The following is a 13,645-nucleotide window of genomic DNA, read 5'->3' as shown; positions in this document are numbered from 1 at the left end:
GTCCTCAGTAAGTTAAAAGTGGAATGCTTGTCGCTTCGCGGTTACCCAGTGCGCCAATCTCTTCGAGGGCATCCAGTACGTTGCGTCCTTCGCGTACACCATCAATAATTCGCCGCGCTTTCAGGCTGTCGCCGATGTTCATTATTTTGATTTGGTTGGCGGTGGCCCAGTGCTCTATGGCCTCGAAACCGGTGCGGTTAGGACGCATCCCCAGACAGATAAAGCCGTAGTCAAAGGTGATGTCGAAGGTGCGGTGAGGGTTTTTAACGCGGAAACGATCGGGTTGGACTTCAACGAGTTGCGTGTTCATATGTTGTTCTACCTGATGTTGTTCAAGCAGAGCTAACATGGCTCTCTTTGTGATGATGTCGAGGTCGCGTCCTGGTGAATGCTGCATTTCAATCAGTACAGCTTCAGCGCCTCGGCTGGCAAAATACTCAACAACATCGAGTCCAACGGCACCGCCGCCGACCACGGCGATACGCTTGCCTTGCAGCTCGCTAAAGCTATTCAGGTGTTGAATCATGCCAGTAATCGTGAACACCCCGCTGCCGGGGCGGTCGATCGTCTCATGTAACCCTGCAATTGGCGGCAGCAGGGGGACAGAGCCCGTGGCATTCACAATTAAGTCGGGACGCAGCACTTCGAGGGAGTCGGGCTGAATGTGTTGCCCCAGCTGCAATTGCAAATTCTCCAGCCGGGCAATACGGTTGTTCAGGAATTGCGGAAAATCGGCAATACGTTTTTTTTCGGGCAACCGTGCAATCTCGACAGCCAGGCCTCCGATATGGTCTTTGGCTTCAAGCAGCCATGTCTTGCATCCCACCTCGGCGGCCGTGCAGGCGGCTTCGATACCTGCGGTCCCAGCCCCGATGACGACGACACGCGTTGGACGATTTACCCGCCGCTTTTTATAAGCATCGCCATGGATAATATCGGGGTTAATTGAGCAGCGAAGAGGAAGCGAGCGGGCAATGCGATGGTCGGCGCACCCGATGTTGCAGGAGATGCACTTACGCATCATCTCTTCATGCCCACTCTGTACCTTTTGCACCCAGTCTGGTTCGGCAATCAGCCCGCGACCAATGGCAATGAGGTCGGCGTCACCCTGGGCAAGAATGTCTTCAGCAAGCTGAGGCGTGCGAATATTGCCAGCGACAACGGTGGGTTTATTAAATTTGTCGCGCACGGCACGTGACAGATAGCGTTTCCAGCCATCCTCTTGAGACATTTGGTCTATTTGTAAAAACAGGTTGTCATTCTGCGCCGCCGACACATTGATGATGTCGACTTTTTCCTGACAGTATTCAAGGATGCGCAGCGAATCCGCGAGCGTGTTACCGCCCTGTAAAAAATCATCCGCGCTGATACGCAGACTGATGGGAAACGTCGGTCCAACGCAGGCCCGAACTTTGTCGACAATCAGGGTTAAAAAGCGTGACCGGTTCTCGATACTTCCGCCAAATTCGTCATTGCGCTGATTGAACAGTGGCGATAAAAACTGACTAATTAAATAAGAGTGCCCGGCATGAATCTCTACGCAGTCAAAATTGGCGCGTCTGACGCGTTCTGCAGCGTCACCAAATTTGTCAACCGCCCGATATATTTCCTCATGCGTCATCGGACGTGGAATAGTCCCCTTCTTTTTTGACGGTACCGCGGAGGCTGAAATGGGCATCTCCCCATTGAGGCGATAGGTATAAGCTGATGCACCTGCATGATTTAACTGGATGGCGACACAGGCTCCGTGTTTATGCAACGTCTCGGTGAGTTTGTATAAACCGGGAATATACTGGTCATTATCAATGCGTAGTTGTGTGGTGCCGTTCGACGCGAATGGGAAATCCACGCAAATATTCTCAATCGTAATGAGCCCGGTGCCACCCTTTGCTCTAAGTGAATAGTAATCAAGCTGTTCCTGAGAGACTTCGCCATTCAGACTGGCCAGATTGGTGCCCATTGGCGGCATGATGATACGGTTTTTTAATGTCATCCCGTTGATTGTTAACGGGGTAAACAGGTGAGGGTAAGCGTGCATACATTGTCTCCACAAAAGATCTGACAGGCAGGCTGAGACGATCCCGATGTGCTTTGCGTTGAATTTTCTCTGCGGCGATGATAGCGACGGGGAATTTGCGGAAATAATGGTTTTTTTTTCAGAAGCTATAGGCAGGTTCTATGGGATTAACTATCAAATAACAAAAGAAGGGCATTGATGTTAATTAAAATAGCAAACGATTTACTTCTTGTGATAACAGAGAGGAAAAAGTGAGGAGAAGATGATGCGAGTCAAAATATAAACGTCATCGGTGAATAAATAACGCGCTTTCTGCAAGAAAATAAATTGCGATTAATTGTTTTAGCGCAGTTTTCGTTAAAAAAAAGCCCGGACTGCAGAGCAGAGCGGGCTGATTAAGAGGTGTACCAGTTAACGCATAAAGGCCGGCTGGTTGTTTTCGTAAGCCGAGATCGCGCTTTCGTGCTGCAGCGTCAGGCCGATACTGTCCAGCCCGTTCAGCATGCAATGGCGACGGAAGTCATCAATCTTAAAGCTGTAAGACTGGTCGCCAGCTTTCACGACCTGGGATTCCAGGTCCACTTCAAACCTTATCCCCGGATTGGCTTTCACCAGCGTGAATAACGCTTCCACCTGCTCGTCGCTCAACGTCACCGGCAGCAGCTGGTTGTTGAAGCTGTTACCATAAAAAATATCGGCAAAGCTGGGGGCAATCACGACTTTGAAACCGTAATCGGTCAGCGCCCAGGGGGCATGTTCACGAGATGAACCGCAACCAAAGTTCTCGCGCGTAAGCAGAATCGAGGCACCTTTATACTCAGGAAAGTTGAGTACGAAGTCCGGATTGGGCTCTAAACCGTGATCGTCCAGAAAACGCCAGTCATTGAACAGATGGGCACCGAAGCCCACGCGGGTCACTTTCTGCAGAAACTGCTTCGGAATGATGGCATCGGTGTCGACGTTAGCGGCATCCAAAGGAACCACCAGACCAGTATGTTGAGTGAATTTTTCTGCCATGATGGTTTCCTTATGTCAGGCTGCGAATGTCGGCAAAATGGCCATTAATGGCGGCAGCGGCGGCCATTGCCGGGCTGACTAAATGCGTGCGTCCGCCACGGCCCTGGCGACCTTCGAAGTTACGGTTACTGGTGGATGCACAGCGCTCGCCGGGGTTCAGGCGGTCATTGTTCATTGCCAGACACATGGAGCAGCCAGGCAGGCGCCACTCAAAACCGGCCTCAATAAAAATTTTATCCAGTCCTTCTGCTTCAGCCTGAGCCTTAACCGGGCCTGAGCCGGGTACCACGAGTGCCTGTACACCTGGCGCGACTTTACGCCCTTTGGCAATCGCGGCGGCGGCGCGCAGATCTTCAATGCGCGAGTTAGTGCAGGAGCCAATAAAGACTTTATCAATGCTGACGTCGGTCAGTTTGATGCCGGGTTGCAGGTTCATGTAAGCCAGTGCTTTTTCAGCGGAGGCTCGCTCTACCGGATCGGCAAATGATGCGGGATCGGGGATGTTGGCATCAACCGCGATCACCTGGCCGGGGTTGGTTCCCCATGTCACCTGCGGTGCAATCTCTTCCGCATGCAGCGTAACGACGCGATCAAATTTAGCCTCGGGATCGCTCTTCAGCGTGCGCCAGTATGCAACGGCCTGCTCCCACTTTTCGCCTTCAGGGGAGAACTGGCGGCCTTTCAGATAACTGAATGTCGTGTCATCCGGCGCAACCAGACCGGCTTTCGCACCCATTTCAATCGCCATATTACACAGTGTCATGCGGCCTTCCATGCTCAGCGCTTCAATCGCGGAACCACAGAATTCAACCACGTGACCGGTACCGCCGGCGCTGCCGGTTTTACCAATAATCGCCAGCACAATATCTTTTGCCGTAATGCCCGGCGCGACGGTGCCTGTCACTTCAATCTTCATGGTTTTGGCACGGCCCTGCTTCAGGGTTTGCGTGGCAAAAACATGTTCCACCTCGGACGTACCGATACCGAATGCCAGTGAACCAAAGGCACCGTGGGTCGCCGTGTGCGAGTCGCCGCAGACAATCGTCATGCCGGGTAATGTCATGCCTTGCTCTGGGCCAATAACATGCACGATGCCCTGGAACGGGTGATCCAGGTCATACAGCTGCACGCCAAATTCGGCACAGTTCTTCATCAGTTCCTGCATCTGGATGCGCGCCATCTCACCCGAAGCATTGATGTCCTTGGTCTGGGTGGACACGTTGTGATCCATGGTGGCAAACGTCTTCGACGGCTGACGAACTTTACGCCCGTGTGCTCGCAAGCCATCAAAGGCCTGTGGTGAGGTCACCTCATGAATCAGGTGGCGGTCAATATAGAGCAAGGGTGTTTCATTCGGCGCTTCGTGAACGACATGTGCATCAAATAACTTCTGGTATAAGGTTTTCATTTTATTATTTTTCCTCGGCGATAAAGCGGGCAATGATGCTGCCCATCTCATCTGTGCTGATCGCATGGCCGTCACCCGCTAAATCTTTAGTGCGATAGCCTTCCGCTAAGGCCCGGCTAATGGCGCGCTCGATGCAGGCAGCGGCGTCATCGGCATTCAGGCTGTAGCGCAGCAGCAGCGACAGAGACAGGATCTGGGCAATGGGATTCGCAATGTTCTGACCTGCGATATCGGGCGCTGAGCCGCCAGCCGGTTCATACAGGCCAAAACCGTCTTCGCTCAGGCTGGCTGAAGGCAACATGCCCATCGAGCCGGTGATCATCGCGCACTCGTCTGACAAAATGTCGCCAAACAGGTTGGAACACAGCAGCACGTCGAACTGAGAGGGATCTTTAATCAACTGCATGGTGGCGTTATCAATGTACATGTGGCTCAGCTGTACATCTGGGTAATCTTTCGCGATTTCGTTCACGATTTCGCGCCACATCACGGACGTTTGCAGCACGTTAGCTTTATCGACCGAGGTGACTTTGTTGCGACGCTTAAGAGCCGATTCAAAAGCCTGGCGCGCAATGCGCTCGATTTCAAAGCGATGATAAACTTCAGTATCAAAAGCCCGCTCGTGTGGGCCGCTGCCTTCGCGTCCTTTCGGCTGACCAAAATAAATTCCACCGGTCAGCTCACGTACGCAGAGAATATCGAAACCGCGGGCAGCGATATCGCTGCGCAGTGGGCAAAAGGCTTCCAGACCACTGTACAGCGCCGCAGGACGCAGGTTGCTGAACAGCTTAAAGTGTTTGCGTAACGGCAGCAGCGCGCCGCGCTCAGGCTGAGAGGCTGGCGGTAAGTGCTCCCACTTAGGGCCGCCTACCGATCCAAACAGAATCGCGTTAGCCTGCTCACAACCTGCAACGGTAGCAGGTGGCAAAGGTTCGCCATGACGATCGATGGCGATACCGCCGACATCGTATTCACTGGTGGTAATACGCAAATTAAAACGCTGACGAACCGCATCCAATACTTTGATAGCCTGGGCCATCACTTCCGGGCCAATTCCGTCGCCCGCCAGTACTGCGATATGTGAAGAGTTTGACATGATTACACCGTTTCCTTCTGATCTTTAGACTTGCGCTGTAACTCTTTCTCGACCTGTTTGGCTCGCCAGATGTTGTTTAGTGCGTTCACCATCGCTTTTGCAGAAGATTCGACAATATCTGTCGCCAGACCGACGCCGTGGAACTTACGATTGTTGTAGCTCACCACGATATCAACCTGACCCAGCGCATTCTCGCCATGACCTTTTGCCGTCAGCTTGTAATTAACCAGTTCTGCATTGAACTGGGTAATACGGTTAATCGCCTGATAAACCGCATCAACCGGACCGTTACCGGTCGCCGCTTCTGATTTCGTTTGTTCGCCGCAGCCCAGATTTACCGACGCGGTGGCCGTAATGCTGGAGCCTGACTGCACATTGAAATCATTCAGTTGGAAAAATTCAGGCTCTTCGTTTTGTTTATTAATGAAAGCCAGCGCTTCCAGATCGTAATCAAATACCTGACCTTTCTTGTCCGCCAGTTTCAGGAAAGCGTCATACAGGGAATCCAGGTTGTATTCGCTTTCTGTGTAGCCCATCTCTTCCATACGATGTTTTACCGCTGCGCGACCGGAGCGGGATGTCAGATTAAGCTGAATTTTGTGCAGGCCGATGGATTCAGGAGTCAGGATTTCATAGTTTTCACGATTTTTGATGACACCGTCCTGATGAATACCGGAAGAGTGGGCAAAGGCGTTAGAACCGACCACTGCTTTGTTGGCCGGAATCGGCATATTGCAGATCTGGCTAATCATCTGGCTGGTACGGTAAATTTCCTGATGATGAATATTGGTATGAACATTCATGATCTGCTGGCGGGTTTTGATCGCCATGATCACTTCTTCCAGCGCACAGTTACCGGCGCGTTCACCTAATCCGTTCAACGTGCCTTCGACCTGACGGGCTCCAGCCTGAACCGCAGCAATCGCATTGCCCGTTGCCATGCCCAAATCATCATGCGTATGGACAGACAGGATCGCTTTATCAATGTTTGGCACGCGGTGAATCAACTGGCTAATGATGTTGGCGTATTCGTTCGGCAAGGTGTAGCCGACGGTGTCCGGGATGTTAATGGTGGTCGCACCGGCGTTAATTGCGGCTTCAACCATACGGCACAGGTCGTCAATTGGGGTACGGCCACCATCTTCACAGGAAAACTCGACATCATCCGTATAGTTACGGGCGCGCTTCACCATACGAACGGCGCGTTCGATCACTTCAGGCAGGGTACTGCGCAGCTTCGTGGCAATATGCATCGGTGACGTCGCGATAAAGGTATGGATACGGAACGCTTCAGCGACGCGCAACGACTCGTAAGCGGCATCAATATCCTGTTCAACACAGCGAGCCAGACCGCAAACCCGGCTGTTTTTGATGGTGCGCGCAATGGTTTGCACGGATTCAAAATCACCTGGTGAAGACACAGGGAAACCGACTTCCATAACATCAACGCCCATACGTTCCAGCGCTAATGCAATTTGCAGTTTTTCTTTCACACTCAGGCTGGCCTGTAATGCCTGTTCACCATCGCGCAGAGTGGTATCGAAAATAATAACTTGCTGGCTCATCGTGTTCATCCTTTTGCGTTTCTTGCCTTGCAACGAGCATAAAAAAACCCGCGACAGGCGCGGGTTTTTAACTTTTAGCAGGTTCGAATCAGTGTTTGATTTCGCCCACAAGTCTACCGCGCACATAAGTTGCGTTTAGTAGTAGACCTGATAGACGAAAAGAACGTGACATGTTTCAAACCTCGTGAATTTTTTGCTGCATCTATTGGTACTGGAATCACCCATCGATGTCAACCATAAGCAAAGGGTTATTTTTTGCAGCGGCAAAGAAAAATGTTCTGCCATTTTCGGCCCTCGCAGAGTATTAAACGAGAGAGGCACTTCGCGTCACGCTTATTGCCGCGACGTTAGCCTGCCGGTCGATGGTTATGTGCTAATTCAATGAATTATAATGATAAATTAAAGACGTTATATCATTTTATCCACGAAGGTGTGGTGAAAGGCAGCATAATCCATCGCGCCTGAAGACTTTATAAGAGCGTTACGCCGTAAAAAGGCCCGGCTGAAAGACGGCTGGCTGAACCTGTCTGTCATCTGTTTTTTTTATTTCTTAGATACGACTGCAAAAAATACTATTACCAGCATTTTCCTCTGCTATTAACTGGCGTATTTAGTTTAATAATCGTAAGCCAAAGTTGGCGAGCAGAGGCTTTGTATCCTGCCTCCTTTAATAAAAGGCGTTTGGCGTTTGCCAGCCCGTTTTTCTGCGGTTATGGTAATCGACCTACTCTTAGAAAAAATAACCCAGCAGAATTCTCTGTATCTGGACAGCAGAAATGAGTTCTGCTGTCTTAGCAAAAACATAAGGTTTTGATCTTAATTGGCGAAAACAGGGCTGGATGCATGTGGCTAGCGGGAAAGCAGTCGTCAGTAGATTCAGTTCCTCAAGCCGGGAGGCAGAAAATGGAGATGTTGTCAGGAGCCGAAATGGTCGTCCGGTCGTTAATCGATCAGGGCGTTAAGCAGGTATTCGGCTACCCGGGTGGCGCAGTGCTGGATATTTATGATGCGCTGCAAACCGTAGGTGGGATAGATCACGTTCTGGTTCGTCACGAGCAGGGCGCGGTGCACATGGCAGATGGTCTGGCGCGCGCAACCGGTGAAGTGGGCGTGGTGCTGGTAACGTCGGGGCCGGGCGCAACCAATGCGATTACCGGCATAGCGACGGCCTATATGGATTCTATTCCGTTGGTCATTCTGTCAGGTCAGGTTCCTTCGTCTCTGATTGGCTATGATGCCTTCCAGGAATGTGACATGGTCGGTATTTCTCGTCCGGTGGTGAAACACAGTTTCCTGGTGAAAAATACCGAAGAGATCCCGATGGTGCTGAAAAAAGCCTTCTGGCTGGCCTCTACGGGTCGTCCTGGGCCGGTGGTCATCGATCTGCCAAAAGATATTCTTAATCCTGCGAATAAGCTGCCTTACCATTATCCGCAGGACGTGAGCATGCGCTCTTATAACCCCACGATTCAGGGGCACAAAGGCCAGATTAAACGCGCCTTGCAAACCTTGCTGGCGGCGCATAAGCCCGTTATCTATGCCGGCGGCGGTGCCATCACGTCCTCTTGCGAAGCGGAACTGCTGCAGTTGGCCGAACGCCTGAATATTCCGGTCACCACCTCACTGATGGGGCTGGGCGCGTTTCCTGGCAGTCATCGTCAGTGTGTCGGCATGCTGGGCATGCATGGAACCTACGAAGCGAACATGACCATGCACAACGCCGATTTGATCTTCGGGGTTGGCGTACGTTTTGATGACCGCACCACCAACAATCTGGCTAAATATTGTCCCAATGCCACCGTGATGCATATTGATATCGACCCGACCTCCATTTCAAAAACGGTGGCGGCAGATATTCCGATTGTCGGAGATGCCAAACAGACCTTACAGCAAATGCTGGAACTGTTGGATCAGAGTGAGGCAAAGCAGCCATTCGACAGCCTGCGTGACTGGTGGCAGTCGATTGAGACCTGGCGCAGTCGTCAATGCCTGGCGTTCGATCGCACCAGTGACAAAATCAAACCCCAGGCGGTTATCGAAACCATTTGTCGCCTGACGAACGGGGATGCCTACGTCACTTCGGACGTGGGACAGCATCAGATGTTCGCCGCCCTTTATTACACCTTCGATAAACCGCGTCGCTGGATTAACTCCGGTGGCCTCGGCACCATGGGCTTTGGCCTGCCTGCCGCGCTGGGCGTTAAAATGGCCCTGCCTGACGAGACGGTTATCTGTGTAACGGGTGATGGCAGTATTCAGATGAATATTCAGGAGCTCTCGACCGCGCTGCAGTACGATTTGCCGGTGTTGGTGCTGAATCTGAACAACCGTTTCCTGGGCATGGTGAAACAGTGGCAGGACATGATTTATTCCGGTCGCCATTCTCAGTCTTATATGGAATCGCTGCCTGATTTTGTTCGCCTGGCTGAAGCCTATGGTCACGTGGGTATTGCCATTGATCATCCTGCAGAGCTGGAAGAAAAGCTGGCGCTGGCGCTGGAAACCCTGGCCACAGGGCGGCTGGTCTTTGTAGACGTCAACGTTGACGGCAGTGAGCATGTTTACCCGATGCAGATTCGCGGTGGCAGCATGGACGAGATGTGGTTGAGCAAAACGGAGAGGACTTAATTATGCGTCGCATTTTATCAGTTTTGCTGGAAAACGAATCCGGCGCATTGTCTCGCGTAGTGGGTCTGTTTTCACAACGCGGCTATAACATTGAGAGCCTGACCGTCGCACCGACGGATGATCCCACGCTGTCACGCATGACCATTCAGACCGTCGGCGACCAGAAAGTGCTGGAGCAGATCGAGAAGCAGCTCCATAAACTGGTCGACGTACTGCGCGTGACCGAGTTAGGGCAGGGCGCGTATGTCGAACGTGAAATTATGCTGGTGAAAATTCAGGCGACGGGTTATGGCCGCGAAGAGGTGAAGCGTAGCGCTGAAATCTTCCGTGGGCAGATTATTGACGTCACGCCATCGCTTTACACGGTTCAGCTGGCAGGTACCAGCGACAAGCTGGATGCCTTTTTAAGCACCGTTCGTGAAGTCGCTGAAATTGTCGAAGTGGCTCGCTCAGGAATCGTGGGCGTGTCTCGTGGTGAGCGCATTATGCGTTAATCACGCTCCGTTACCATCAGCAATGTTTGTAACCCGGCGAAATGCCGGGTTTTTTCTTTTTAATGCGCAAGATTGACGACCATCAGAAAAGCGGTTGCTACGCGCACTTTTCTGCTGTTAGATGTGCTAAAAAGGATGTCCATAGCTTATCTGCGGGTTAACAATCAGCTTAAGCCTGTTTAATGGTGGGGTTACAGTGAAACTGGATGAAATTGCGCGTCTGGCGGGTGTATCGCGCACCACGGCCAGTTACGTTATAAATGGGAAAGCACGGCAGTATCGTGTCAGCGACAAAACCGTTGAGAAAGTCATGGCGGTGGTGCGCGAGCATAATTACCATCCCAATGCGGTAGCGGCAGGGCTGCGCGCCGGACGCACGCGATCGATTGGATTGGTCATCCCCGATTTAGAAAATACCAGTTACACGCGCATTGCTAACTACCTTGAACGTCAGGCTCGCCAGCGTGGCTACCAGTTGCTGATTGCCTGTTCTGAAGATCAGCCTGATAACGAGATGCGCTGTATCGAGCATCTGCTGCAACGCCAGGTCGATGCGATTATCGTATCGACGTCGCTTCCACCCGAGCATCCTTTTTATCAACGCTGGATCAATAACCCATTACCGATCATCGCGCTGGACCGTGCGCTGGATCGTGAGCACTTCACCAGCGTTGTCGGCGCCGACCAAGATGATGCCTTTGCGCTGGCGGCTGAATTGCGTCAGCTCAAAATTAATAACGTGCTGTTTATGGGCGCGTTACCTGAACTCTCCGTCAGTTTCCTGCGTGAATTGGGCTTCAGAGAGGCCTGGAAAGATGATGAGCGCCCAATTGATTACATTTACTGTAATAGTTTTGAACGCACGGCCTCTGCTGCGTTGTTTGAAACTTATCTGGAGAATCACCCCATGCCAGATGCGCTTTTCACGACCTCTTTTGGTCTGCTGCAGGGCGTCATGGATGTCACGCTGAAACGTAACGGGCGTTTGCCAGCCGATCTCGCCATTGCCACCTTTGGCGATCACGAGTTGTTGGACTTTCTTGAATGTCCGGTATTGTCTGTTGGCCAACGTCATCGTGACGTCGCCGAACGGGTGCTGGAATTAGTTTTAGCCTCTTTGGATGAACCCAGAAAACCCAAACCCGGTTTAACCCGAATTCGTCGTAATTTATTGCGTCGTGGACAATTAAGCAGAATTTCTAATTAAATTAAGGGCAGCAATAAGTCTGCCCTGTCTATTACATGCTGTTTTTAAACTCTTTCTTCTTAAAGTAAAAAAGCGTAAGCGTTATTCATTCATGCTCACAAATTAAGTTAACGGACTATTCTTGTTTACTTACAACTTAGCGCCTGTTTTAAACGCTGTTTGTCGCTATGTGGCTGTGCATCCCTTAAGAAATCCCCTAAAATGCGTCCCCTGTCTCAAAACGGCTCAACGCTATTCAACCTGAATAAACGTGTAATTTTAAGCCACTCTTTTTTGCGTCAGATTTTTTTATTCAGTTATTCATTAGTTTAATTTTGATTAATCATCTTTTGGCGTTTTGAAACCCTCTCAGTGTTAATTCCCGCCTTGGTAAATAGTCATATTCAACTGCCGCTCCGGCTTGACAATGATTTCCTACGATCCTTAAACTCGTTTTGTGGTAAAAAGTGGGATAAAGTGGTGCAAATGGGTAATTGAGGGGTGAGGCTGGCATGTTCCGTGGAGCAACGTTAGTCAATCTCGACAGCAAAGGACGCCTGGCGGTACCAACGCGCTATCGCAATTTGCTGAGCGAGGAATCACAGGGGCAGATGGTTTGTACCATCGACCTCCACCAGCCATGCCTGTTGCTCTACACCTTGCCCGCATGGGAAATCATTGAGAAGAAGCTGGCGAGTCTTTCCAGCATGAATCCTCTGGAGCGCCGGGTACAGCGCTTGCTGCTGGGACATGCCAGTGAATGTCAGATGGACAATGCAGGCCGCTTGTTGTTGGCGAATACGCTTCGTCAGCATGCAAATTTAAGCAAAGAAGTGATGCTGGTTGGGCAGTTCAACAAGTTTGAACTGTGGGATGAACAGACCTGGTATCAACAAGTCAGGGAAGATATTGACGCAGAACAGTCAGCTCAGGAGCCTTTATCTGAGCGGTTGCAGGATTTATCGCTATAGCTATGCAGGAAAATTACAAACACACCACCGTGCTGTTGGATGAGGCGGTTAATGGCCTCAACATCAAGGAAGACGGCATCTACATCGACGGCACCTTTGGTCGTGGCGGCCACTCGCGCTTAATTCTGGCGCAGCTTGGCGCTGGCGGAAAGCTCATCGCCATTGACCGTGACCCGCAAGCTATCGCCGCAGCGGCTGAGATAAAGGACCCACGTTTTTCGATTGTTCATGGTCCTTTTTCCGCACTGGCAGAGTACATGGCCGAGCGGGAACTGGTTGGCCGTATCGACGGCATATTGCTGGATCTGGGGGTTTCGTCCCCCCAACTGGATGATGCCGAACGAGGCTTTTCATTCATGCGTGACGGACCACTGGATATGCGCATGGACCCCACGCGGGGTCACTCTGCCGCCGAATGGTTATTGCAGGCAGAAGAAGCGGATATTGCGTTTGTGCTGAAAACTTACGGTGAAGAGCGTTTTGCGAAACGCATTGCCCGCGCCATCGTCGAACGTAATCGTGAAGAACCGATGACGCGCACGAAAGAGCTGGCTGCGGTAATTGCCGCTGCCACACCGATAAAAGATAAGTTTAAACATCCGGCCACGCGCAGCTTCCAGGCGATCAGGATCTGGATTAACAGCGAACTGGAAGAGATTGATATCGCGTTGAAAGGTGCGGTTGAGGTACTTGCCCCACAAGGGCGTTTATCCGTTATCAGCTTCCATTCGCTGGAAGACCGACTGGTAAAACGTTTTATGCGCGATCAGAGTCGGGGTCCGCAGGTGCCACATGGACTCCCTATGACCGAACAGCAGCTCAATGCGCTGGGTGGCCGTCAGTTAAAGCTACTGGGAAAAATGGTACCGGGTGACGTTGAGGTGAAAGAGAACCCTCGTGCACGCAGTTCCGTTTTACGCATCGCGGAGAGAACTGACGCATGATCGGCAACGAACGGCACAGCTTACCCGGCGTTATCGCCGGGGACATTTTGCGCAAAGGCAAAATTCCCCTGCTGTTGCTGATAGCCGTACTGGTTTCTGCCGTATTGGTGGTGACCACTACGCACAAAACGCGCCTGTTAACCGCCCAGCGAGAGCAACTGGTGCTGGAGCGTGATGCGCTGGACATTGAGTGGCGCAATTTAATTCTGGAAGAGAACGCCCTTGGCGATCACAGCCGCGTTGAGCGGATCGCCACCGAAAAGCTGCAGATGCAGCACGTTGATCCTTCGCAGGAAAACATCGTGGTGCAAAAATAAGG

Annotated in this window: 12 protein-coding genes; 6 read left to right on the top strand and 6 right to left on the bottom strand. The window is 51.5% G+C overall.

The annotated features are described in order from the left end of the window. Positions 1-4 precede the first annotated feature (4 nt). The 6 genes from NR177_RS13465 to leuL form a co-directional block, all read right to left on the bottom strand. Positions 5-2,038, bottom strand: a complete 2,034-nt coding sequence (locus NR177_RS13465; RefSeq protein WP_256853053.1) for an NAD(P)/FAD-dependent oxidoreductase — start codon at positions 2,036-2,038, stop codon at positions 5-7. 390 nt (positions 2,039-2,428) lie between these two features. Further along, entirely contained in the window at positions 2,429-3,034 is a 606-nt protein-coding gene (gene leuD, locus NR177_RS13460; RefSeq protein ID WP_063878391.1) for a 3-isopropylmalate dehydratase small subunit, read from the bottom strand. Between the two features lie 10 nt (positions 3,035-3,044). After that, a complete protein-coding gene (leuC, locus tag NR177_RS13455) occupies positions 3,045-4,442 on the bottom strand; it encodes a 3-isopropylmalate dehydratase large subunit (RefSeq protein ID WP_063878392.1) in 1,398 nt (465 codons plus the stop codon). Positions 4,443-4,446: 4 nt separating this feature from the next. Further along, positions 4,447-5,538: a 3-isopropylmalate dehydrogenase gene (gene leuB / locus NR177_RS13450; RefSeq protein WP_256853052.1), complete on the bottom strand. Its 1,092-nt coding sequence runs from the start codon at positions 5,536-5,538 to the stop codon at positions 4,447-4,449. A gap of 2 nt (positions 5,539-5,540) precedes the next feature. Next, positions 5,541-7,103: a 2-isopropylmalate synthase gene (gene leuA, locus NR177_RS13445; protein ID WP_145393611.1), complete on the bottom strand. Its 1,563-nt coding sequence runs from the start codon at positions 7,101-7,103 to the stop codon at positions 5,541-5,543. An 88-nt stretch (positions 7,104-7,191) separates the two neighbouring features. After that, positions 7,192-7,275 carry a leu operon leader peptide gene (gene leuL / locus NR177_RS24020; protein ID WP_109716544.1) on the bottom strand — a complete coding sequence of 28 codons (84 nt, stop codon included), beginning with the start codon at positions 7,273-7,275 and terminating at the stop codon, positions 7,192-7,194. Positions 7,276-8,006: 731 nt separating this feature from the next. Here leuL and ilvI point away from each other — a divergent pair. The 6 genes from ilvI (at position 8,007) to ftsL (ending at position 13,643) form a co-directional block, all read left to right on the top strand. After that, positions 8,007-9,731 carry an acetolactate synthase 3 large subunit gene (gene ilvI, locus NR177_RS13440; RefSeq protein WP_063878395.1) on the top strand — a complete coding sequence of 575 codons (1,725 nt, stop codon included), beginning with the start codon at positions 8,007-8,009 and terminating at the stop codon, positions 9,729-9,731. A 2-nt stretch (positions 9,732-9,733) separates the two neighbouring features. After that, a complete protein-coding gene (ilvN, locus tag NR177_RS13435; RefSeq protein WP_006117664.1) occupies positions 9,734-10,225 on the top strand; it encodes an acetolactate synthase small subunit in 492 nt (163 codons plus the stop codon). Positions 10,226-10,421: 196 nt separating this feature from the next. Beyond that, positions 10,422-11,432 (top strand): catabolite repressor/activator, encoded by a 1,011-nt coding sequence (cra, locus tag NR177_RS13430; RefSeq protein WP_096010982.1) that lies wholly within the window; start codon positions 10,422-10,424, stop codon positions 11,430-11,432. Between the two features lie 491 nt (positions 11,433-11,923). Then, on the top strand, positions 11,924-12,382 hold the full coding sequence (mraZ, locus tag NR177_RS13425; RefSeq protein ID WP_063878397.1) for a division/cell wall cluster transcriptional repressor MraZ: 459 nt from the start codon (positions 11,924-11,926) through the stop codon (positions 12,380-12,382). Between the two features lie 2 nt (positions 12,383-12,384). After that, entirely contained in the window at positions 12,385-13,326 is a 942-nt protein-coding gene (gene rsmH / locus NR177_RS13420) for a 16S rRNA (cytosine(1402)-N(4))-methyltransferase RsmH (protein ID WP_063878398.1), read from the top strand. After that, positions 13,323-13,643, top strand: coding sequence for a cell division protein FtsL (ftsL, locus tag NR177_RS13415; RefSeq protein ID WP_013024606.1), 321 nt, complete (start codon positions 13,323-13,325; stop codon positions 13,641-13,643). Before rsmH ends, ftsL begins: the two co-directional genes overlap by 4 nt. The last annotated feature ends 2 nt before the right edge of the window (positions 13,644-13,645 follow it).

The organism is Pantoea sp. Fr+CA_20 (assembly GCF_024520835.1).
Taxonomy (GTDB): Bacteria; Pseudomonadota; Gammaproteobacteria; order Enterobacterales; family Enterobacteriaceae; genus Pantoea; species Pantoea allii.
This window is presented reverse-complemented; position numbering and strand designations above follow the sequence as displayed.